The sequence below is a fragment of the Paenibacillus sp. SRL342 genome (assembly GCF_984798905.1).
In genome coordinates this window covers 2,879,868-2,901,896 of record NZ_OZ481790.1, presented here as the reverse complement: position 1 = coordinate 2,901,896, position 22,029 = coordinate 2,879,868, and the positions used below count along the sequence as shown (strand labels likewise).

At 45.0% G+C, this 22,029-nt stretch carries 15 protein-coding genes; 5 read left to right on the top strand and 10 right to left on the bottom strand.

Features of this window, described 5'->3' with window-relative positions:
• The first annotated feature begins 51 nt into the window (after positions 1-51).
• The 4 genes from AC4E8D_RS13385 to AC4E8D_RS13370 all read left to right on the top strand — a co-directional run bounded on the left by AC4E8D_RS13385 (position 52) and on the right by AC4E8D_RS13370 (position 6,088).
• Positions 52-636: a P-loop nucleotide/nucleoside kinase family protein gene (locus AC4E8D_RS13385; protein ID WP_221824849.1), complete on the top strand. Its 585-nt coding sequence runs from the start codon at positions 52-54 to the stop codon at positions 634-636.
• Positions 637-945: 309 nt separating this feature from the next.
• Positions 946-2,988 (top strand): serine hydrolase domain-containing protein, encoded by a 2,043-nt coding sequence (locus tag AC4E8D_RS13380; protein WP_490206312.1) that lies wholly within the window; start codon positions 946-948, stop codon positions 2,986-2,988.
• Between the two features lie 128 nt (positions 2,989-3,116).
• Positions 3,117-5,456 carry a sensor histidine kinase gene (locus AC4E8D_RS13375; protein WP_490206311.1) on the top strand — a complete coding sequence of 780 codons (2,340 nt, stop codon included), beginning with the start codon at positions 3,117-3,119 and terminating at the stop codon, positions 5,454-5,456.
• Positions 5,453-6,088: a response regulator transcription factor gene (locus tag AC4E8D_RS13370; protein WP_490206310.1), complete on the top strand. Its 636-nt coding sequence runs from the start codon at positions 5,453-5,455 to the stop codon at positions 6,086-6,088. Before AC4E8D_RS13375 ends, AC4E8D_RS13370 begins: the two co-directional genes overlap by 4 nt.
• Positions 6,089-6,224: 136 nt before the next feature.
• Here AC4E8D_RS13370 and AC4E8D_RS13365 read toward each other — a convergent pair whose 3' ends face one another.
• The 10 genes from AC4E8D_RS13365 to AC4E8D_RS13320 form a co-directional block, all read right to left on the bottom strand.
• Positions 6,225-7,190 (bottom strand): sugar phosphate isomerase/epimerase family protein, encoded by a 966-nt coding sequence (locus AC4E8D_RS13365; protein ID WP_490206309.1) that lies wholly within the window; start codon positions 7,188-7,190, stop codon positions 6,225-6,227.
• Between the two features lie 289 nt (positions 7,191-7,479).
• Positions 7,480-9,198 (bottom strand): DUF8769 domain-containing protein, encoded by a 1,719-nt coding sequence (locus AC4E8D_RS13360; protein ID WP_221824859.1) that lies wholly within the window; start codon positions 9,196-9,198, stop codon positions 7,480-7,482.
• Between the two features lie 21 nt (positions 9,199-9,219).
• Entirely contained in the window at positions 9,220-10,092 is an 873-nt protein-coding gene (locus tag AC4E8D_RS13355; RefSeq protein WP_076249554.1) for a carbohydrate ABC transporter permease, read from the bottom strand.
• Between the two features lie 39 nt (positions 10,093-10,131).
• Positions 10,132-11,034, bottom strand: coding sequence for an ABC transporter permease (locus AC4E8D_RS13350; protein WP_062834078.1), 903 nt, complete (start codon positions 11,032-11,034; stop codon positions 10,132-10,134).
• Positions 11,035-11,146: 112 nt separating this feature from the next.
• A complete protein-coding gene (locus AC4E8D_RS13345) occupies positions 11,147-12,748 on the bottom strand; it encodes an extracellular solute-binding protein (protein ID WP_221824862.1) in 1,602 nt (533 codons plus the stop codon).
• A gap of 587 nt (positions 12,749-13,335) precedes the next feature.
• On the bottom strand, positions 13,336-15,579 hold the full coding sequence (locus AC4E8D_RS13340) for a helix-turn-helix domain-containing protein (RefSeq protein WP_490206308.1): 2,244 nt from the start codon (positions 15,577-15,579) through the stop codon (positions 13,336-13,338).
• A 21-nt stretch (positions 15,580-15,600) separates the two neighbouring features.
• Positions 15,601-16,824, bottom strand: a complete 1,224-nt coding sequence (locus AC4E8D_RS13335) for an MFS transporter (RefSeq protein ID WP_260633020.1) — start codon at positions 16,822-16,824, stop codon at positions 15,601-15,603.
• 49 nt (positions 16,825-16,873) lie between these two features.
• Positions 16,874-17,926 carry an ROK family protein gene (locus AC4E8D_RS13330; protein ID WP_221824869.1) on the bottom strand — a complete coding sequence of 351 codons (1,053 nt, stop codon included), beginning with the start codon at positions 17,924-17,926 and terminating at the stop codon, positions 16,874-16,876.
• Positions 17,927-17,961: 35 nt separating this feature from the next.
• On the bottom strand, positions 17,962-19,167 hold the full coding sequence (locus AC4E8D_RS13325) for an ROK family transcriptional regulator (RefSeq protein ID WP_221824870.1): 1,206 nt from the start codon (positions 19,165-19,167) through the stop codon (positions 17,962-17,964).
• Positions 19,168-19,703: 536 nt separating this feature from the next.
• Positions 19,704-20,543 (bottom strand): YitT family protein, encoded by an 840-nt coding sequence (locus tag AC4E8D_RS13320; RefSeq protein ID WP_017688839.1) that lies wholly within the window; start codon positions 20,541-20,543, stop codon positions 19,704-19,706.
• A 375-nt stretch (positions 20,544-20,918) separates the two neighbouring features.
• Here AC4E8D_RS13320 and desA point away from each other — a divergent pair, with 375 nt between their 5' ends.
• Entirely contained in the window at positions 20,919-21,977 is a 1,059-nt protein-coding gene (gene desA, locus AC4E8D_RS13315; RefSeq protein WP_091016855.1) for a Delta(5) desaturase DesA, read from the top strand.
• The last annotated feature ends 52 nt before the right edge of the window (positions 21,978-22,029 follow it).

Genomic DNA, 22,029 nt, shown 5'->3' with positions numbered 1-22,029 from the left:
TTAGCTCACATCTTACACGCACTTGCACCATACTAAGGAGGCATTACATTCATGAGCAAATTGATTTTCTTTCTCGGCGGGGCCGGAAGTGGCAAGACTACACTTGCCAAAGCCCTTTCCCGTAAACATAAAGCGGCTTTCTTCGATATGGATATTCTGCTTCGTCCCGCGGCTGAGGCGATCATGACCCTCCAGGGACTTGATCCATCCGACCGAGATTCGCCTGAATACAAAAGGTTATGCCGTGATCTTGGGTACCGCATTACGATGGATGCTGCTCTGGATAACGTTCAGTTGGGTATCGATACGATCGTTGTGGGGCCATTTACCAAGGAAATCGGTACCCCGGATTGGATCAAGCAGGAACTTGCACGAATTGGACATACCCTGGATGATACGGATGTGCGTGTTGCCTATATTTATCTAGAGAATGAAGCGTTGTATCACAAGCGGATCACAGCAAGACAATCCCCACTAGATGAATGGAAGTTAGCCAACTGGGATGCCTTCACAGCTTCTCTCGTCCGTAAAGAAATAGCCTGGCCCCTCCCTTCTGCATCCGTCGCTTATATTGATAATTCCAGTGATGATCCTGCGATTGCCTATTCTGAACTTGAACGACGGATGTACGAATAGTTTTATAAAATCTACTTCCCAATTACTTTGCACTATGTCGCTTTGCATAGAAAATAAAAGACGAAACAAAAAGAGGTATTTGTCGAGGTCCCTGTTGGGTCCATCATGACAAATACCTCTTTTCATATATTCAAGATCATTCAAAACTCACTCTTCATACTCCATAATTGCGGGATCACGCAAAAAGGTTTGCGGAAGTCCTGCCGTAATAAGCGCGTACTACGGAATCGCCATCACATTTGAACTGATAGATTATAGATGTACTTAGATGTAAGAGAACGAACATATCTCAACTCAAAGGAGAATTTCATGAAATCTCACGTAGCAACATGTCCAACTCGACAACAACAAGAACAGAACTACAAATCAAATCACAGGTGGAAACGTGCCATAGCCAACATCCTCCTGGTTGCATCTCTGAGTTTTACCACAATAACCAGTGTATCCGCAGAGAGCAGACCCCCTCTTCCTCAGGTAAGCCCTCAGGAAACTGAATCGTTCATCAATCAATTCTTCGCCCAGCCTGAAGTGAAGTCTGCTCTGAAAGGTGCGGTAGTCACCGTTGTTCACGATCAACAGATCGTGTTGAATAAAGGATATGGTTATGCCAATGTGGCAAAACAAATCCCCGTCGACGCCGACTCCACTCTATTCCGTGTAGCCTCCATCTCCAAAACGCTGACAGCAACCGCCATTATGCAATTGGCCGAGCAAGGTAACGTAAAGCTTGATCAGGATATCAGCGCATACACAGACGCTTTGCATCTGACCAACCATACCGGAACAGCGTTAACATTGGAACATCTGATGACCCACACCAGCGGGTTTGATTTCACAGATGCAGCAGCTACAGACAGAGAACTTGAAAGTTCTTATCCGCTTGAGCAATTCATCCAAGACAACAAACCGTCCGTTGTTCGCAATCCAGGAGAAGTTTTCCGTTACGACAATTACGGCTATGCACTCTTGGGCTACATCGTTCAGAAACAGTCCAAACTTCCGTTTGAGACTTATGTACAACAACATATATTTAACCCTCTTCATATGTCGGATAGCCATTTTACCCTAAGCAAAGACACGCTGGGAAAACTCGCAACTCCTTATGGCGCTGAAGGACAGGAGCTTCCGCAATACCCCAATATACCGGACAGCTCCCCTGAGGGCGGATTAATTACAACTGGACGGGATATGGCTCACTTTATGCTTGCGCAGCTCAATCAAGGTTCGTACCAGGGTGCACGTATACTCGAACCGTCATCCGTCCAAGCGATGCAAACGTTGGATGTGTCCATACACCCGGATATACCTGGCACAGGTTACGGATTCGAATCCACCTATTCGCAGTATAATCATGGACGGAAAGTCGTGAGTAAAGCAGGCGATCTTGACGGATTCCACTCCAATCTGTGGCTGTTGCCTAACGAGAAGACTGGACTATTTATCGTCTCCAACAGTGATGGACCAGATGTGCGAGAAGCGCTTTTCCAAGCATTTATGGATCATTTTTATCCAAACAACGAGACGCATTATAGTGATTATAGCGTACCCAAGTCTTTACTTCTTACCTACGAGGGACTATATCGAGATATCCGTCTGCCCGCATGGTTGTATGATATTTCAGCAACAGAGAAAGGTCTTCAGGTTATAGATGCTTATGGCACTCACACTTTAACACCCGTTAAGGACATGTTGTTCATGGATGAGGACGGTAAGCTTGCTGGTTTCAAAAAAAATCAGTCAGGTGAAATCACATACTTCTATTACAACAAGTCAGATAGCTGGTCCGAGAAATTGCCAGAAGCCAAGCCTTATGAAGATGTGCCAGAAAACCATCCCTATGCTCCATACATCTATCGCTTAACACAGATTGGCCTGTATCCACAGGATCAATCCCTATTTGAACCGGAGAAACCCGTAAGTCGTGGGGAGTTCGTAACACAGGTTGTGGGCATAAGCGGGATGTCCATTTCAGCTCAATCACCAAAATTTAAAGATACCCAATCAAGTCCCTATGCCGCTTACATTCAAACAGCCCTTGAACTGGGCATTGTGCAAGGTAATACCCGTGGATTGTTCCATCCTGACCAAGCCATAACAAGGCAAGAGGCCGCGGTGATTATTTCGAGAACGGCACAACAACTCCTTGGCGCACCTGCCGTAACTGCCGATCTCATCGGTTCACAGGATCGTTGGGCTGAGGAAAGTGTCCAGTTTGTGGTTGCTCTAGGTCTCTACGGTCCGGAAGTATCTGTATCCAGCAGCGGTGCTATCGATTATAGATCGAAGCAGCCTATGCTCAGGCAGGAATCATCAGTTTTGATGTACAAAATGTTAGGCACTCTGCTACATTAACATAGAGTGATGCTCGGCAAGCCATGTCATTGCTACATGGCTTGTTTTTCCACTTCATTTTACCAATGATGCATTTTATAAGAACGGATGATTTTACCATGCGACTAAAACTCTCATTACATAGATTCATGAAAACTAAATTTAATTTCGTATGGATTGTAACGATGTTGTGCTTTATACTGACAGCCACGTATATCCATATCTCTTCATTTATGAATCCTTATATCGGACTTTCGTTGACACCAAATGCCTCCAATTCTTGGGCAGTACATGATGTAGATCCGCAAGGTTTAGCCTATACATCCGGGATTAGATCAGGTGACACCGTTATCTCGCTGGAACCCAAAGGAGGAGTCCGCTTACTCCATCAAAAAGGTGTATTCTTAGTGACTGAAGCCTACACCATCGGCGTTGAGAATTCTCAAGGTCAGGCATCCGAACATACCATGAAGCCTGGAACACGTGAATGGTTCAACATCGGCTTCTCATCCATTGTAGAATTATTGCTATTGCTGACCGGAACCTATGCCTTGTTTAGCCAACCCGGTTCACGAGTGATGCGCCTGTTCTACCTCCTTAACCTGTCCATGGCCATATGTATACTGACGATATACACATCCCAGTTGCCTTTATCTAATTATATTTTGGCCTTTTGTGCGGCATGGTTACCTTACTGTCTAACTGCTTTTTATGTGTCTTTTGTATTCCGTACCCGCCTGCATCGCTTCCGGTGGTTACTATTCATCAGCAGAGGTATTGCCGTTGCCTACTCTACTGGCCTTGCCTTTCTGTACATCAGGCAGTGGATGATGACCGATGTTCAGATCAATCAAGGCATTACTATAATTAGCACACCTGCTGCACCGTCTGGTCCAACCAATCTGCTTAACTTTATTCTTTGTGCAACCCTTCTGATCTTAATCTGGATGACATGGGTTAATCGTAAAAGCTACAATCGCAAGGAGCAGAACCAGCTATTGCTCATGTTAACAGGAATACTTGTTAGCCTAATTCCCTTCATCATCTGTTTTGCTATTCCAACCCTGCTTCAAGGTGAACCATTATTGCCTGTAGAGTACACATTAATTGGATTTCTGCCTTTATCATGGATGTTCACTTATGTACTTGTACAACGGAGTATGCTTGACCTCAAACTGGTTATGCCAAGATTGATGATTCATGGACTATATGCTTCAATCGTATTTTTACTGTTTCTGGCTGCTTCTCACCTGCATTCGTTAATTCATATCAGCTTGTTGTTTGTCTCGTTTTTGCTGATTACTTGGGTGTATCAGTACATGCTCACCCGCTCACGCAAGAAAAACAAACTTAACAAAGACTGGTTGGAACACCAGCAACTGCGGTTGACTGTGCGAATGGCTGAGCAGCAAAACATGCGGGACATGATTCACGTGTTTGCCGAGATGTTCCACAAGATGCTGGATATTGAAGGTGTAATTGTCATATGGATTGATGATAAACATAGATATTCTCAGGAAGGTACAGGGATTTTTGCTTCCATTCAGAATATAGATAACCAGGCGTTGGATATTGAAGTTTTACGACAAAAATATGATTTGGCACAAGTTTGGGAGCTGTCAGGTGAACCAACAACGGAGATGGCGGGATTTCTGGGCATTGGTCACAAAGAAAATCGAACCCTTTTTTCAGCAGAAGAGCAGGATATCATTGAACAAGGCAGGCTGGAAGCGATTCGAATGCTCGTCAATGGCAGACTCTTATCCGATCTTCAGAAGCGATATGAACACCGTGTAGATCAGACAACGCTTCATGAACACCAGATACGCCGTCAACGGGAGTTCAATGATATTTTGATGGAAGCCCAACAGGCAGAGCGTATGAAAACCTCATATTTCCTTCATGACCAACTGCTTCAAAACCTGATTTTCCTGTCTCGTGATTTGGAGGAATTACACGATACCGGAGAGACGCATAAGGATCAAACGGCTGTTTGGCTGGAGTGCCTGTATGCTTCCCAGAGAGATATACGCCAATTATGTGATGATCTCTACCCTCATATTATGGATCGAAGCGAACTTGAGGAAGCGTTGCAATGGCTCATCCGTACACTTCAAATGCAAAGTGGCATCAGAATGGAACTTAACTACAACGCCCTCTCTGAAGAGTTAAAGCACGAACCTCTGAAGTCCACCGTCTTTCGGACGGTCCGCGAACTCATTATGAATGTGATGAAGCACGCACAGGCGTCGTTCTGCTCCATTCAGGTACATACAAGGGATAATGACTTGATTCTCCAAGTAGAGGATGACGGCTTGGGGTTTAATGTTCATACCACATTTGATACTGCAACAGGGCACTTCGGTTTGATATCCATACAGAGCAGCATTCAACATCTCGGTGGAGAATTCACCATACATTCCAGCCTTGGCAAAGGAACCTCAATCAACATCCGTTTGCCTTTAACCAAAGGAGCAACTGAACAATGAGCGAACCCATTACAGTCGTACTACTTGATGATCACCCCCTGGTCATGGAAGGCCTCAACAACCGTTTGAATCGTGAACCAGACATACAGGTAGTGAAGACATTCAGCGACCCATTGCTTTTTTTATCCGAAGTAGAGGCGCTGCGGCCAGATGTTGTTGTGATGGATATCCGCATGCCCCAGCTTGACGGGTTCGAGGTTGTGAGAAGATTGAAAGATCAATACGGGTTATCCGTCAAAATTATACTACTATCCGGATACAATTATCACGAATTCCAGTTAAAAGCTTATGATCTCGGCGTTCATGCCTACTTGTCGAAACAAGCAACGTATGGACAGATTATCAACGCCATCCACCAAAGTATGTTGGGTCATGTGCTTATTCCAGAGAAAATGTTATCTCCTAATCTGGAGGAATCCCTCACAGCAACTGAACGGGAAGTGCTTAACCGCATTGCACTGGAGATGACCAATAAGGAAATTGCACAGGATCTGGCGATCAGTCAACGTACAGTGGAGTATCATATAACCTCTATTACACAGAAATTTGGTGTGAAATCTCGAATTGGTGCTGTAGTCAAAGGCTATCAGGCAGGGATTCTCGGTGACGTAACACTCCCAGAGAAACGGTAAAAACATATATCACCTTAAAAAGAACAACAAAAGAGCGGCAGAACCCCCTGTAATACAACCTGAGGTTTATTCTGGACCGCTCTATCTGTTGGTTTACTTTTCTATAAGGTGCATTCATGCTTGATGCGTGTGCTCCCTATCCGCGCTGACGCGCCGCATGACGTTCAGCAATACGAGCCGTGATTATTCCATGACTCTCATCGATTTCTTCCGGTGTACACGCGGCTTTCAGCTCATATACTTTCACTGGTGAACGATCAATGATATCCAAAAATGAATCAAAAAAGGTCATGTCTTTACTATGAATGTATGGACACCAATGATCTGATAACCCTAAGGTTTCATGAATATGCACGCCAACCACGTGATCAATCAATGTGTTAGCCTCACGTACATTATCGTACAGCCCCATTCGATCCATCATCATGCCGTGACCAATATCGTACCATAGACCAAGCGGTGCGCCCTTCATTTGCCCAATAATCGTTCCGGCTTCATGCAAAGTCGGCATCTGATAACAGCGTGAACGGGTCTCAATACCGAAATTCACCCCATATCCTCGCTTTTCAGACAAGTCACATACCTCTTCCAGACTCTCCTGAATCCGGCTCAGGTAATGTGCGCTGCCATCTTCCCGCTTCTCCAGCATCTCTTGCCATAAAGATTGATATGCCGGTGAGTCCGGCCCCTGATCGTGGTATATCTTTTTCAACGCTTCATCTATGTTGTATTCAAACGGAACCTCACCGGGATGTACAACAACAGCCTTGGCACCATAACGATGTGCGTACTCGGCTGAGCGAAGTAACAGTTCAATCGCCCGTTTGCGGCGCGGTTCATCATCGAATCCAAGCAGGATGGAATCCGTTCCGTAATCCGGATCAGCCACATGCGGAAATGTATTATGCACACTGGATACACCGATCTCTCCCCGTTCAATCATCGGCTCTATCGTCTGCAGCATCTCTTCCGTAACGTTATAATTCAGTTCAACCTGTTTGAATCCGAGAGACTTGATCTCCTCAATCATGCCTTGTCCGGTCGTATGACGTTTGATATTCCAACATGTTGAGAACGAATATTCTTGTTTGTCTGTGTACATACTTGGTCCCCCTGACACTCATTCTATCGGCCATTCATATTCCATTTATCTCTATCTATATAAGTTGAACCAATAAACTTTACACTAGATCACTCCAATTGCAGTACCATCTTCCGATCGCTGTTATCCCCAGATTTTTTTGATCCCCTTCTCCAAAGGGAAAAATCCGGTGATAGCTTATGCTTCCGATGCAGCTTTCTTGCAGAAAGCTTTCAGGCGAACGCTCCGCTTCTTCAGATCGGTTCTGCACTCTTCGTTCTCGTGTAAATGTTCAGTTCATCTTATCTACCTATTTATTCCTCAAACCGTTGTCTTCACGGAGAGTCAATTCAAATCTCATCTTGTTTGCCGTCTTCCCAGGCACATAACGATAGATGATCTCCGCATGATTCACGTACATTAACACAGATGGTTCAGGCGCTTCAGCCTTCACGGCACACGTAAGTCCAGGGAACTGCCATAACGCTGGTGTAATATCCTGCTGACGAAGGGATGGCCCTCTGATTTCAAAATAAACATCGATCTCTTCCTCCGTATAGAGCTTCACATCAATGGTTAACGAATCAGGTGTGAGATCCGCATCGAACGTTATTCCGCGCAGATGACTATTCCACCCCTCGCCCACCTCACGGCGGATCAAGCGAAGATAATAACGCTCCCCCGTCTCTGTCTGCCAGTGGATCGTGGCTGGATGCATCTGGCCGTTGGTATTCACACTTCCCGACATGGCCCCGATCATCCGGTCCTCACCAATCCAGGCTTTGGCTGTACACAAATTCCGATTGGACGTTGGATCATTGCGCTCACACAGTTCCATGAACTGTTTCTGCACAAGCCGATCCTCTTGATGATCCTTGAAATATGGCACGGCTTCAGCGGGCACATCCACCCCAAGGAGCGCAATCAATGGATCATGCCCAGATTCACAGTTGATTCCTGCCAGATATTCATAGCCTTCACCGAGCAAGAGATAGATAAATACACCGATCGAACTATGTTCTCGCATCTCCATGTCGTACGCCCGAGAGAACGGGCCGGAGAGATTTTCGAGGTTGGCATTGTAATATAGCGCAATGTTATTCCACAGCCCATGTTCAATCCGGTGTCCAATTTCGATCAAACGTTCGGTGAGTCCATACTTTCGATACATGCCAAGCACGGACAGATCCACCCCATAATACGTTGTCGTATTGAACTCCGCGAATGTACCATCGTATTGTTCAAACTCTTTTATCAACCCCTCCGCCTGTTCATCCGAATGCTGAATCCAATCTGTTCGGTTCAAACGATGGCCGTAGTAGTGGGTGATGAAAATATGCATTAACTCAATATTGGTGTTCATCGGGATTACGTCCGATAACCTGCGTTCTATTGATCCTTGAACAGCCAGTTCCATCGCATAATCCATCCGTTTCACGAGTGTCTCCGGCAGTAGATCGGCGAATTCAGCAGTTACAACCACACAGACACAAGCGATAAACTCACGCCAGTTGGGATCATAGCTGATCCAGACTGGTGGCAGAACCTGATTCACTGCCGAATAAAAAAGGTTTTTCAGTTGTTTGGGGTCTGCTGCCTCTGTTAGCAGAGAACCCTCTTCCTGTAGTTTATGGATAAACTGCGCAGACACCTTCTCAAAGGTGCGTTCCAGGAAATAGGCCGTGCCTGGCGCAAAAGATTTCCAAGCGTAGTGACCCGCTGGTGGATGCACATCATTGGGTCGGGTCGCGAAGGTCCCGTGATAGATCTCATCCGGAGCGTCATATTGAACATCGAGCACCTTGTGGAACACTCCTATCGCGCGTTCCACATCACCAGGCTCATTTCGAATCAACAACCCGAGTGCATAATGTGCACTCGCTCGTGTGCTGTGCTGCGATGAATCCTCCTCTTCAAAACTCCGAAGCAGATCCAATTCCTCGTCATAAAAGCTATCCATCATCAACATGGACTGATTTATAAGATACTGCTGCTCTTTCGACATCTTCTCTACCATTCGTTGTGTCATGTCATGGACCTCCCGAGACTGTTAACCTTTTACAGCACCTACCATTACGCCACTGATAAAGTACCGCTGCAACCACGGGTACACAAGCAGGATCGGTAACGTGGAGAATATAACACTGGCTGCTTTCAGACTCTCAGGCAGTACTTGAACAGCACCAATGCCTTCGTTCTGCATCAATTCTGTAATCTGGTTTTGCTGAATCATCTGATACAACTTCAATTGCAAAGGATATAGCTCAGGCTTCGTAATATACATGAGTGCATCCTGGAAACCATTCCACCGTCCTACCGCGTAGAATAAGCTCAGTGTCGCCATAACCGGTAGGGACAGCGGCAAGATAATGCGCATAAGTGTTCCGAAGTGGCTGCTTCCATCAATGCCTGCTGCTTCTTCCAGACTTTCAGGAATACCTCGGAAGAAGGTAATGAGGATAATCATGTAGAACGGACTAATCAATCCAGGCAGAATAAGTCCCCATGTGCTATCGAGTAAATGTAGATTTTTGATCAGAATGTACTCGGGGATAATGCCGCCACTGAAGAACATCGTCACCACAATGACAAGCATGAACCACTTGCGCCCTTTCAGATTACTCTTCGCCAGTGGATAAGCTGCTGCGATAGTCATCACCATGCTTAGCACCGTACTCAGGACGGTCAGCCAAATGGTATAGATCAGGGAACGAATCATTGATCCATCTGCAAATACTTTGGTGTACGCCTCAAAGGACAACTCTTTGGGGAAAAAGGAAACTTCTCCTGAACCGATCGCCCGGTTTGAACTGAGCGAGATCGCAATAATATGAATGAATGGTGCAAGGCACAGCACCATCGTAATGATAATAAGAATGACGTTTACCGTGTTGAATATTCGATTCGCCGTGTTTTCAGACATCTCACTCACTCCTTACAGATCATATGTGAATCTAATCCACTACATAATGCTCTCATCAGTTAATTTCTTGGACGTGTAATTCGCTCCCAGTATGAAGACAAGTCCAACTAATGCCTGGAACAAACCTACAGCTGTTGCGAGCGTGACCTGACCAGATTGTAAACCGACACGATAGACAAACGTGCTGAGTACATCCGAGTATTCACGTACAGCCACGTTTCCGATAATAAACGGTCGGTCGAAACCGATGGAGATCATGTTGCCGACATTGATGATCAATAAGGTAACAATCGTTGTTTTGATGCCTGGCAAGGAGATATGCCAGATTCTGCGTAACCGACTTGCTCCATCCACTTCAGCCGCTTCGTAGAGTTCCCGGTTAATGCCCGTCAGGGATGCCAGATACAGAATCGTACCCCAGCCTGCACTCTGCCACACACCTACCGCAAGATACGTAAAGAGCCAATAGTTTTTGTCTGAAAGGAAAGGCAATGGATCAAACCCCATGCTCATTAAGATATTGTTAATGAAACCGGATTGCGTACCAAATACCTGAAGTACGATTCCTCCAATAATGACCCACGAAATAAAGTGAGGAATGTACAGTAAGGTCTGTGCCAACTTTTTGAACCAGGCCTTCTTCAGCTCGAATAATAAGATGGCCAGTATAAGCGGCGCCGGGAAGGAAACCAGTAAATCCAGCATGTTTAGCACTAACGTGTTGCGTAATGCCGTGTAGAACCCCTGATTTTGAAAAACTTCTCTGAATGCATCCAAACCAATCCACTCACTACCAGAGATCCCTTGAAAGAAGTTAAAATCCTTGAACGCAATCTGCACGCCATACATTGGCCCATACTTGAAAATAATGAAGTAGATCATGGGCAGTAGGAGCAACGCATATAGTTGCCAGTTTCTGCGGAAATAGATGCTTGTTTTCATAAACCTTCCCCCCATGTCATTCAGGATTCTTCATCAAGGCGATGTTGCCATCGCCCTAATAAAATCCCTGTTCTTTGTTGTCATACACATTTAGATGTGATCTCTACTCTACTTATTTCATCGCTTTGTAAGCTTCTGTACGTTCATCCAGGATTGCTTGACCACCGCTCGCCATGTAGTCCTTCATCATGCTGTCATACGTGGCTTCAAAATCAGCGGGTTTGGAAATGGTAGTTTTGACGAAAAACTCCATGAACTTGTCTTTTAAACCGTTACCGTAACGTGCTTCTGCATCAATCGGTTTGGAGAAACGTACTGGTTGAATGGTGTCCGTGTTAGAGATCGCTACCGACTTGCGCATATCATCCCGATACTTCGACTCTACCTGTACGACATAGGCCTCTTCATTTTTCTTGTCATCCCCAACGTATTTACCGTTCACGATAATGGCAATGTCACCGGAATTATAGATACGGCCTGCAATTTCAGGAGAAGCATCATCTTTGATCAGTGGTACCCCATCCACAAGTTCATAGTTCTCGTTTTCAACACCGAATTGCAGGTCGAACAGGTTGTTGCCCGAAGCCATCCAATCCAGATACTTCATCGCGGCTTCCGCATTTTTGCTCGATTTCGGGATCATGACATACATCGCATTGGGTGCATATGCCGGTTTGGCAAATTTGCCTTCCGAGTTTTTAAATGCATCAATTGGTGTAATCACTGCACCCGGTTGATTGGTTTGCAGGTTTTTGTACGTACCAGAGATATAAATCTCCCCTGCATCCTCAGTGTAGAATCCAACTTTCCCGTTAGATACATCTTCCCACAGCTTTTTCTTGTCTTTGTCGAGTCCAAAGTCCTTGCTCATTAATCCTTCATTATAAAGTGTGTTCATATATTTCAGGGCGTCCTTGAAACCAGGCAACAACGTTGGATAGTCATTGGAACCCAGTTGCTGCGTTAATGTATATTTCTGTTCTTCCGTCAGCGGTTCAATGAATGACCAGATCAGTGGTTCATATTGAGCCGAGGCAATCGACATCCCCATCGGAATAAGTCCTGTACCGACTTTACCCGGATCTTTTTCCTTAAAGGCCTTCAGTGTTGTATGCAGCTCCTCAGCTGTCTCAGGGGAAGGCAATCCGAGCGCGTCCAGCCAGTCCTGACGGACATAGGATGCGTACTTGCCAAGTACAAGACGTTTACCTGGAACCGCGAACTGTTGTCCATCGTATTGACCGTAGGCCAGCGTTTCATCTCCCAGGAACTTCTTCAGGTTAGGACCACTTTGATTGATCAGATCCGTAAGTTCGGTCAGACCTCCTTGCTCTGCATACCGGTTGAATGTTCCCGAATCGTAGGTAAAGACGATATCAGGTACTTCAGAGCCACTCGCCATCAGAACATTAAGCTTCTGTACTTCCTCCGAACGTGGTACTGGAACAAATTGAACATCGATGTTGTTTGGATCACCAAACTTCTCTTGAATGAAGCGAGTCAGATAACTGTCCGAAATGGTGTAGCCCGCCGGGGTGTTTCCCCGGTCGAAGATTTCTACTTTCAAAGTTGTTTTTTCCCCCGAACCCGACTCTCCTGATGAAGATGTCGATTCGCTTCCTGATGAACATGCAGATAATAATAGAGCGAACGCTGTTACCACTGCGAGGATTGAACTTGCCTTGCCTGCCTTACGTCTTTGAAATAATCTCATTTGACCTTTCCCCTTTCGCACACTCTCTGAATGGATTCACATGATTGCCACTCCACTTTGTTCATCCCATTTTGTTGCACCTGTGAATGTCACTAATCATTACATACGATCTGATATTTAGACAATAAACTATTTTCAAAATGTAAAACTCACGGTTTTTAAGTTAAATACTGCGATATATAAACATAATTCCTGACAATATACAATTTTCACACCTTTAATGTTAACTACAATAACATAAAATGTTGTATTCTATTTGATTTCTCATACCCAATCTGGCATCCCCCAACTTGCAATAATCTTTTTTCCATTAAATATCTGTTCAAAAAATGAAAAAGAGACCACATCTTATGTGATCTCCTTGTTTAGCAACACGAGTAGAACGATTCGACGTATTAATTCCTTGGCGGAAGATTAAACTTCATTTGACCAAACAAAATATCGATGGCATTTCCCGCATGTAAAAAATCTCCTGCAAAGGAAGACAAGGTTAAGGACCTTATTCCCTCATACAGGAGATTTCATGGATATCTCTAGGATTATTCGATTTCCCCCGATACCCGGATGTTCTAACACGTGCAATTCCGTTATTGATCTCCTTGTTTTCCACTCTGCTTGCGGTAGTCCCCTGGTGTCACGCCCATAATCCGTTTAAATACTCTGCCAAAGGAGATGGCATTGGCATAACCCACTTGCAGAGCAATATCCTGAACAGCCATATCGGATGCAGACAACAGACGGCAGGCCTTTTCGACCCTCAGTTTTACCAGAAAATCAACAAACTTCATTTCAAACTCTTCCTTGAACAGATAACTCGCATATTTGCCCGAGATCTGGAACCGATCACTCAAATGTTTCAGCGACAGATCCGGATCATCAAAATGCTCTTCAATATAGATCCGCAGCTCGTTGATCATCGCGCGATGACTTTTCGTTTCATTTACAGACACATAATTGCGATAAACCTCTTTAAGCCACTCCTGCAAAATCTCTTGAATCCCCTCCAGTGTCTCCACCTGCTGGATATCACTGCGAAGACGAGTCAGGATTTCCTCGGCAAATTGGCTTTGCAACCGCTCAGACAGCTCCCCGAATTCACGGGACAACATCTGGATTAACGCCTGCAGCAACATGCGAATATCGTGATCTGTAATCTGATCTTCGCTGAACGCAACAAACATCTGGTCCAGCTGCGTTCGCCAACCATCACCGGTTAGTCTAAATTCACGGACAAAGTCTGCGAGCATCTGCAAATACTTGTACGATTGCAGCTCAATACGATCCGGCAGTTGCTCACTGAGAACGATGGCATCTTTACCAAGCGTAAGTCTATGCTGCAAACCCGCATCTGCACTCGCATAGGAACGAGTAATCTCCTCCCAGCCCGGTACGGTTCGTCCAATCCCGAACGTAAACCGTAAGCGGAAGTTTTCCGCAATCCACATATGCATCTGCTTAGCCAGATCCATAAGTAATTCACGATCCAGTCCTTCCTGCTCATCCGATGCAATCACTACAATAAGCCTGCGGTTCCCAAACCATTCAGCCCAACCGCCGAACTGGGTCTCATTCTGCACAAGTTCTTCCACTACGTTCATAAGCGCAATCTTCAGAATATTCTGATTGGTCGAGAGATCGTCACCATTCATCTCCGCAATGAGGACTGCAACACTCTTCGGTTCCATGAATCGTTCCTCTAGCGGTTGCAGATGGCGAAGTCGCTGACGGAACGAATCCATTCGCTCTCCTTCCATCAGATCAACAAGCAACTGTCTGCGATGAATCAGCAAGTTTTCATGATGTTGTTTCTCATAGTCAACCGTCTGAGCAATCAGATGTTCCAGCGCACGATCGATGAGTGCCAGTTCATCTTTGACGGATGGAGTTGCTTCATCCTCCTCGGCACGTGGCTGTAACGCCTGAATTCGATTCATGATCAGCTGAATGGGGCGTGTATTTCTGCGAGTAATGTAGATTAGTCCAGCCACCGCACCAACAATCGTTAATAATCCAATACCGATCCACACATAAGAGACAAGGGATACCCATGAATACAGCTGTCCGGATTGAATACCACTCTCAAAGATCAGACCAAGCTTGTCCGCAGTCACACGATTAAGGATTTCACCTGCTGAAGGGTCAATTTGATGGGCGGTATAGATCAGATTGTCGCTTTTATCCCGAACCTGAAGAACAGATAACTTTTCATTGGTCATGTTATCAATCTGCCGTTCCACTGCATACATGCGGATGGTAATGACGAGTAGTCCTTCCCCGCCCCACGGTAAAGGAAGCCATTTATTCATGCTAATCACCTGTGAAGGTACGTCGAAGGAACGTTCCTTATAATCACGTGGCAAGTTCCAACCGAGGTTCTCGCGATCTTTCAAGGCTTGCTCAATATAGTCACGATCTTCGAAATCTTCCAAACGCATCATGCCTCTGGGCGTAAGAATCTGGGAATCGGACATACGATAGAGATAAATGGATTGAATCATATCCTGCTGATCCAGCATACGTCCCAGTCCACTTGCCGCATCATAGATGAACTGACTCGATAATTGTCCCTGTCCAGCTTCCAGAAAGCGACTATATGTCTTGTTTGCACCAATGTCTTCAAGCAACCGAAGTTCAATGTCACTTAGCGAGCGCTCCAGTGTATCCACGATATAGCGGGTGGAGATCATGTCGGCTTTTTGAGTTTCGTTACGTGAGAGTTCGTTGACAATCAGGAAGGAGAGAAAGATCAGAATGGAAATCGTAAGCAGAAAAATAGGAAAATACGAATACATTAACTTGGTGTGCCAATTCCGCTTCAGATTTACTTTCATAGGCTCCAACTCCTTCCATCTCTATTCTAATGAGTATACTCTTCTCTGTTCTTTGGCCTGCCTGCTGACGATATACAGAATCACTGATCCTAGTGCTGCACTGATCGTGCAAGCCAGATACATCAGTGATGGACCGCCGGAATCGAGCAAATATCCGTTAAGCATATTACCAACAATTCCGCCCAGGCCAGCAAATACCATGTTAAATAAACTTTGACCTGTGGCCTGCATCTCCCGTCCCGTAACGGAAGCCACATATTCCACAGCTGCAATATAAAAGAATCCGAAGGATAACCCATGCAGCACCTGAACGCCAATCATGACCTCAGGCGATGGCCATAGCCATTGTATTCCCCAACGTAACATATACGCCCCCGCTGCAAGCAGCATCGTCCGTTCATGTCCCCATTTTCGGAGTATGAATGCCGCTGCCAACATGGATGGAACATTAGTAATTGACGCCAGCAACAGTGCTGTACCTGTCATGGTCACAGAACCGCCAGCCATCTGAAATGAAATAACAAAAAAGGAGTTAAACGCAGTGAGCGTTTGGTTAATCAGGAAACAACCTGTTAGAAATAGAAGGAATGTCCGGTTTCGGAGCAATCTTGCCAAACCTACGGAGAAGGTTACCGAGGACGAGGATATGCTCGTCTGCCGGGGAAGTGTACTTGCCAGTATAGCGCTCAGAATGTTAAACAGGAGAAATGGCAGCCATAACATGTGAATGGAAAACTGGGAGAGATACATCCCTGCGGCAAATCCCCCAACTCCCGTTCCTATGCTGCCGAAGAGTCGGATCATGCCATATGAGGTGTTCGCGGCTCTCGCAGCTGTAACCGCATAGGAGTCAGCAACGGGTATTTGAGTCACTTGGAATATAGTGCATAAAGTATAAATCAATATTAATATAAAGTACACTTGAATATTGTAGAAATACGCTAACGATGCAGGAACAAGCAGGCTTATCACCAGTACGAACCGTGTCTTTTTAAACTTGTCTACCAGAATTCCCCATATAGGTTGAAGAATAATGGATACAAGTGTGCCAAACGCCATAATAAATCCGGTTTCTTTACTGGAAAACCCTTGTGCTACCAATATGGGATTAATGTACGGATTAAACATCCCCCCGGCAAGCCCCATAAACAGATATAGCCCCTGCAATTGGAGTAAAACACGTTTTGCATCATTGGAATCGGCTTTTGTTTTCTCTGTGTAAGCCTTCATATGTCTACTTCTCATCCGGATCTCCATCCTTTATGTCTGTAGTTGCTTCGCCTATTCTCTATTTTTATGTGCGTGTCAGACTCGACTTGATTGCAGCCAATGCCCCGATTGCTCCTGCTTTGTTCCCCAGTTCAGCTACAGCTAAAAGTGTAGGCAGAACAGTATAACGTTGGAGGCGTGTATGCACTTCATTTAGATAATAGGATGGGTTGGATGCAGCCACGCCACCACCGATCACTATAATGGAAGGATTGAGTAAAGCCGTAATATTCGCCAGACCTCTAGCCATATAACGCATGGGCAGTTCCAGAATTTCCAGGGCAGCAAGATCACCCGATTCCGCTGCTTTGAACACATGCCTGGCTTCAATCTGTTCCGATTCCCCTCCTGCCAGACTCATGATCACGGATAAGGAACTTCCCTTTCCATCAGCAAAATACCGCCTTGCCTGTTCCGTAATTCCGGTACCTGAAGTCGCTTGCTCGAATACACCAAATGAATCAGCATCCGCAACGTAGCCTGAATGAAGCCCTTCGTCTCCTGCAATAAAATGCCCAATCTCGCCGGCTGCTCCATGCTGACCACTGTATAGCTGTCCATTCAGAACTAGTGCAGCTCCAATGCCGGTTCCAACCGTGACCATCACGCAATGGCGATGTCCCTGCGCTGCCCCTTGATCATATTCTCCCATTGCGGCCATATTCACATCGTTATCCAACATGATGTTCCCGGTGTAATACTTCGCAATAATAGGACGAATATCTTGCTCAGGCCACTGAAAAGCTGGAGCATTTCGCAGTATTCCTTCCTCCTGCAGAATCACACCAGGAAATCCCAAACCTGCACCTGAAAGTTGATTCAGACTGCACCCCACCTCACGGCAGAACGTTTCCAGTTCAGCGAATAACCATCGGAAAAACACATCCGGCTGATCACTGGCAAGAGTAGGCAAGATTCGTTCATGAACTTCATTTCCAGCCTGTTGTGATGACAAGAGCATTAATGTTTTGGTGCCTCCAATGTCAATACCTGCAATCCAGCCGGATGGATCCCCTCCAACCGTACCATTCTGATTGGACTGATAATCATTACTTACGTTTTTTACGGATTCTGTCATGCCTTTCCCTCCTCACATGTTGTCTATCCAATCTCTTATTCCATGGCTTCCTGCTGAAGGTTCAGCATCGTTTGTTGTATGGCTACTTGTACCGCACCAGTGACAACAGCCTGCTCACCAAGCTTGGAACAGATTAACTGTGGTTGCACCGGGAATTGCTCAGAGATGATCTGCCTCAGTAAAGGCAATAACACATCACCGTTTCCTCCTACACCTCCGCCAAGCACAATGAGATCCGGAGCAAGCACAACGCTAATCTGACGCAGAGCGGAAGCAATCTTCTGGCTGTATTGTTGTAGAATCTCTACAGCCTCTACTTCTCCACTGCGTGCAGCTTCGAATAACTTCTCAGGAGTCAGGTGTCTGTGAAGAACATCCGCACCCGAATGAGCAGCCTCCAATAATAGTTCATCATGCTGATCTAGATCATCTTTTGCCAGTTGCATCAGACCATCAGCGGACAGCACTTCCTCCAGACGTCGGCCATCGTCCACCAACATCTCCGCGATCTCTCCAGTTAAGCCACCTAAACCTCGAAGCAGTTGGCCATGTACCATGATGCCAGCGCCCGTCCCTGTACCGATGGAGAAAAAAACAAACAAGGGATACCCTGCTGCTGCACCACTCCGATACTCCCCAAGCGCCGCAAGATTCACATCATTTTCCAGTATTACTTCACAGGGAAAAGCTCCTGACAACGACTCTAGAGAGAAAGCTTCTTCCAGACCCGCTAACGGGTCCACAATACGATTGATACGCCCTGAATCAGGCAGCACTACGCCTGGTATACCGAACCCGATGCACTGAATCTGATCCCAGTTCAGATGATTCTCATCAAGCAGTTCGTTCATATGGCTTCGAAGAAGCTCCAGCATTGTCGCTTCTGCTCGCTCATAAGCTCCTTGAACAACCATGGGATATGTTCGATAGGCAATGATCTCTCCATTCAGATCGGATAACGCAATCCGAATACGTGTTGCACCGATATCTATACCACAGACATAATAAGCCGTTTCATTGAAACGAATGAGGGTTGCTTTTCGACCCTGAGCGTTGTCAGCTCGCCCCATTTCCTTCACCAGATTACGGTCAATCAGATGTTCGACCGCCAAAGATACCGTTGGTTTACTAAGTCCGGTCTGACGGCTGATATCCGCTCTCGACATGGTTCCCTGAGTTATAAGAACATCCATGATGAGATTTTCATTCAGATTGCGAATATATTGCGGTGTGCCAGCCATATTATCGCCTCCTCCTATAGTTAGTTAAGTTTATTAACAAAATAATTAAATTCAATATATCATCGTGCTTGGTAGGTGTACAGCTTTTTGTCATTGCACTCTTTTACTAGAAAGAATCACACCTTCACCTGTAACACAAAAGCCTAATAAAGGAATTATTATACAATAATAGACGTTTATACATTTCCGAAACAGTGACCTGTTCATAGAATACCTTATCACGATCAGGGAGGTTTTAATATGTACAGAAAGCATCATAAATGTCATCATCCAAGACCAAAGTGTTTTTACAAAAAAATTACGAAAACTTGTGTTACCAAAGTTAAATATGTCCCTACAAAGTGTAAAAAACACTGTCATGTCACTGTTGAATATTGTCCAGTCAAAAAAAGAAAACATTATTAATACTCTTTTGCCCTTCTCTTCGGAGAAGGGTTCTTTCTTATCGAACTAGATTAATACCGCATACCATTAACCTATCAAAAAGTTGCGGTGATATTCACCGCAACTTTTTCTTCCTTATATACATATATTCATCAAGTTTTGGAGAGCTCAATAAATCCTTCACCGAAAACATCACGCACGTCATGAATGGTGATAAAAGCAATCTCATCTTCTGCTCGTACAATCTTCTTCAGCATAGAAACTTCCTGCTTGCTAATCACAATGTATAGAATTTCTTTCTTATTTTTTGTGTAATAGCCATGACCGGACAGGACGGTTACTCCGCGATCCATCTTCTCAATGACTTGCTTTGCGATTTCATCCTGTTTGGAAGAGATAATCATAACGGCTTTTTTCGGATTGAGCCCTTCAATAATGAACTCCATCGTTTTTGTTCCAACAAACAGCAAGACAATTGTACACATTAATCCTTGTGGTCCAATGATGAAGTATGAGGAGAAAGCCACAATCAGATCGAAGAACAGAAGTCCGTAACTGATATTCCAATCCAGATATTTGTTGGCAAGTCGGGCCAGGATCACTGTTCCCGCCGTTGTGCCTCCCACTCTAACAATCAAGCCAATACCAAGACCGGCAAATAATCCAGCAAAAATGGTATTGATCCAGAGTTCATCCGATGCAATCGTCCAACTCTCCGTCAGATGCAGGAACAACGAGTTGAATACCACTGCAATAATTGTATATACCGTAGTCGTTTTATCAAGAAACCGATATCCCACAATTAACAAAATACCGTTCAGGATCAAGTTCATCAGTCCAGGGGACCATTCAAACAGGTAATACAAAATAATCGTGATACCCGTGACGCCGCCTTCAGCCAAATCGTTCGGGATGACAAACAGGTTCACCGCCAGTGCAAACAGAAATGCACCTGCCATAATAAATAGGATATCCGTAATTCGTTTCTTCATTATGCATTCCATCCAATCCATCAGAAATCAACCTAATCGACCCGTCTCATAAGTTGTCATAACCACTCAAGGATAGATTTTACCATGCTCCCAACAAAATTTGTATACATAATACAAATTGTTGCGTAATTTGTGCAAAGGAATTAGTAAAACCTGCTCTTCTGTCTTCTGCAGAGCTATTGAGTATCATAACACCCATGACAAATGTCATGGTCCATCGTTGATATTCATCATTACAGAAGGCTGACGTTTATGACTTACTGTCATGTTCGGATTGTTTTACAATGATAAAAACGCTTCCCACAGGAAAGTCTAGCGGGAAACGCCAAGTTGTAGCTGATTACAGTTATAACGATTGAAGGAGGACACAATTTTATGAACAGATCAAAAGAAATGGCCTTAAAAAAAGAAGTTACCCCTTACGAAAAAAATGATCTCAGACTAAGTATCCGCCAGTTAATCAATACATTGCTCCCGCTCTTCTTGTTATGGGCTGCAGCTTACTTTAGCTTATCGGTTTCCTACTGGCTGACCTTCCCGATTGCCTTGGTGGCATCCGGATTTGTACTGCGGACCTTTATTATTTTCCATGACTGCTGTCATGGTTCATTCTTCAAGAGCAAACGCGCCAATGATATTCTCGGTACCATTACTGGTGTATTAACAGTTACACCCTATCAGCAGTGGAAAAACGAGCATTCTATCCATCACGCAACAAGCAGTAATCTTGACAAACGTGGTGTAGGTGATATCTGGGTTATGACGGTTGACGAATATAAAGCAGCTTCTCCTTGGGGTCGTCTCTTCTATCGGATTTATCGTAACCCGTTTGTATTGTTTTGTATCGGACCCATTTACGTGTTTCTGTTGGCTTACCGTTTTAACCGTAAAGGTGCTAGACGTAAAGAACGTATCAATACACACCTGACTACCGTATTGATCGTAGTGCTCTATGCATTCATGTCCTGGTTAGTCGGATGGCAGGCTTTTGTAATGGTGCAGGCACCTATCTTCTTCTTCTCCGGTTTCTTTGGGATCTGGCTGTTCTACGTTCAACATCAGTTCGAAGAGACGTATTTTGAACATGAAGATGAGTGGAGTTATGTAAAAGCAGCTGTTGAAGGCAGTTCTTATTACAAATTGCCAAAATTATTGCAATGGATCAGTGGTAATATCGGGTTCCACCATGTGCATCACTTGAGCCCGCGTGTACCTAACTATTTCTTGGAAGAAGCACATAACGCAACACCACCTTTGCAAAAAGCAACAACTATTACACTACGTTCCAGTCTGGTTGCCCTGCGCTTCCGTCTGTGGGATGAAGATTCCAAACAGTTTATTAGCTTCAGACAGCTCAAAAACTTATCCCGCAAGCCGTATGTTCAACCGCCTATCCGAGTAACCAATCCAGCGGGTCTGACAGAGAAGCCTTAACTCTGTCGGATTCGTTTTCTTGTGTTCAAGCCATAGTCATGCTACAGTCATG

Coding starts and splice junctions, on each gene's coding strand:
- AC4E8D_RS13320 (WP_017688839.1), bottom strand. CDS start 20,543: ATGAAGAAACGAATTACGGATATCCTATTTATTATGGCAGGTGCATTT.
- AC4E8D_RS13355 (WP_076249554.1), bottom strand. CDS start 10,092: ATGTCTGAAAACACGGCGAATCGAATATTCAACACGGTAAACGTCATT.
- AC4E8D_RS13365 (WP_490206309.1), bottom strand. CDS start 7,190: ATGTACACAGACAAACAAGAATATTCGTTCTCAACATGTTGGAATATC.
- AC4E8D_RS13375 (WP_490206311.1), top strand. CDS start 3,117: ATGAAAACTAAATTTAATTTCGTATGGATTGTAACGATGTTGTGCTTT.
- AC4E8D_RS13350 (WP_062834078.1), bottom strand. CDS start 11,034: ATGAAAACAAGCATCTATTTCCGCAGAAACTGGCAACTATATGCGTTG.
- AC4E8D_RS13360 (WP_221824859.1), bottom strand. CDS start 9,198: ATGACACAACGAATGGTAGAGAAGATGTCGAAAGAGCAGCAGTATCTT.
- AC4E8D_RS13325 (WP_221824870.1), bottom strand. CDS start 19,167: ATGGCTGGCACACCGCAATATATTCGCAATCTGAATGAAAATCTCATC.
- AC4E8D_RS13345 (WP_221824862.1), bottom strand. CDS start 12,748: ATGAGATTATTTCAAAGACGTAAGGCAGGCAAGGCAAGTTCAATCCTC.
- desA (WP_091016855.1), top strand. CDS start 20,919: ATGAACAGATCAAAAGAAATGGCCTTAAAAAAAGAAGTTACCCCTTAC.
- AC4E8D_RS13380 (WP_490206312.1), top strand. CDS start 946: ATGAAATCTCACGTAGCAACATGTCCAACTCGACAACAACAAGAACAG.
- AC4E8D_RS13340 (WP_490206308.1), bottom strand. CDS start 15,579: ATGAAAGTAAATCTGAAGCGGAATTGGCACACCAAGTTAATGTATTCG.
- AC4E8D_RS13330 (WP_221824869.1), bottom strand. CDS start 17,926: ATGACAGAATCCGTAAAAAACGTAAGTAATGATTATCAGTCCAATCAG.
- AC4E8D_RS13370 (WP_490206310.1), top strand. CDS start 5,453: ATGAGCGAACCCATTACAGTCGTACTACTTGATGATCACCCCCTGGTC.
- AC4E8D_RS13385 (WP_221824849.1), top strand. CDS start 52: ATGAGCAAATTGATTTTCTTTCTCGGCGGGGCCGGAAGTGGCAAGACT.
- AC4E8D_RS13335 (WP_260633020.1), bottom strand. CDS start 16,824: ATGAGAAGTAGACATATGAAGGCTTACACAGAGAAAACAAAAGCCGAT.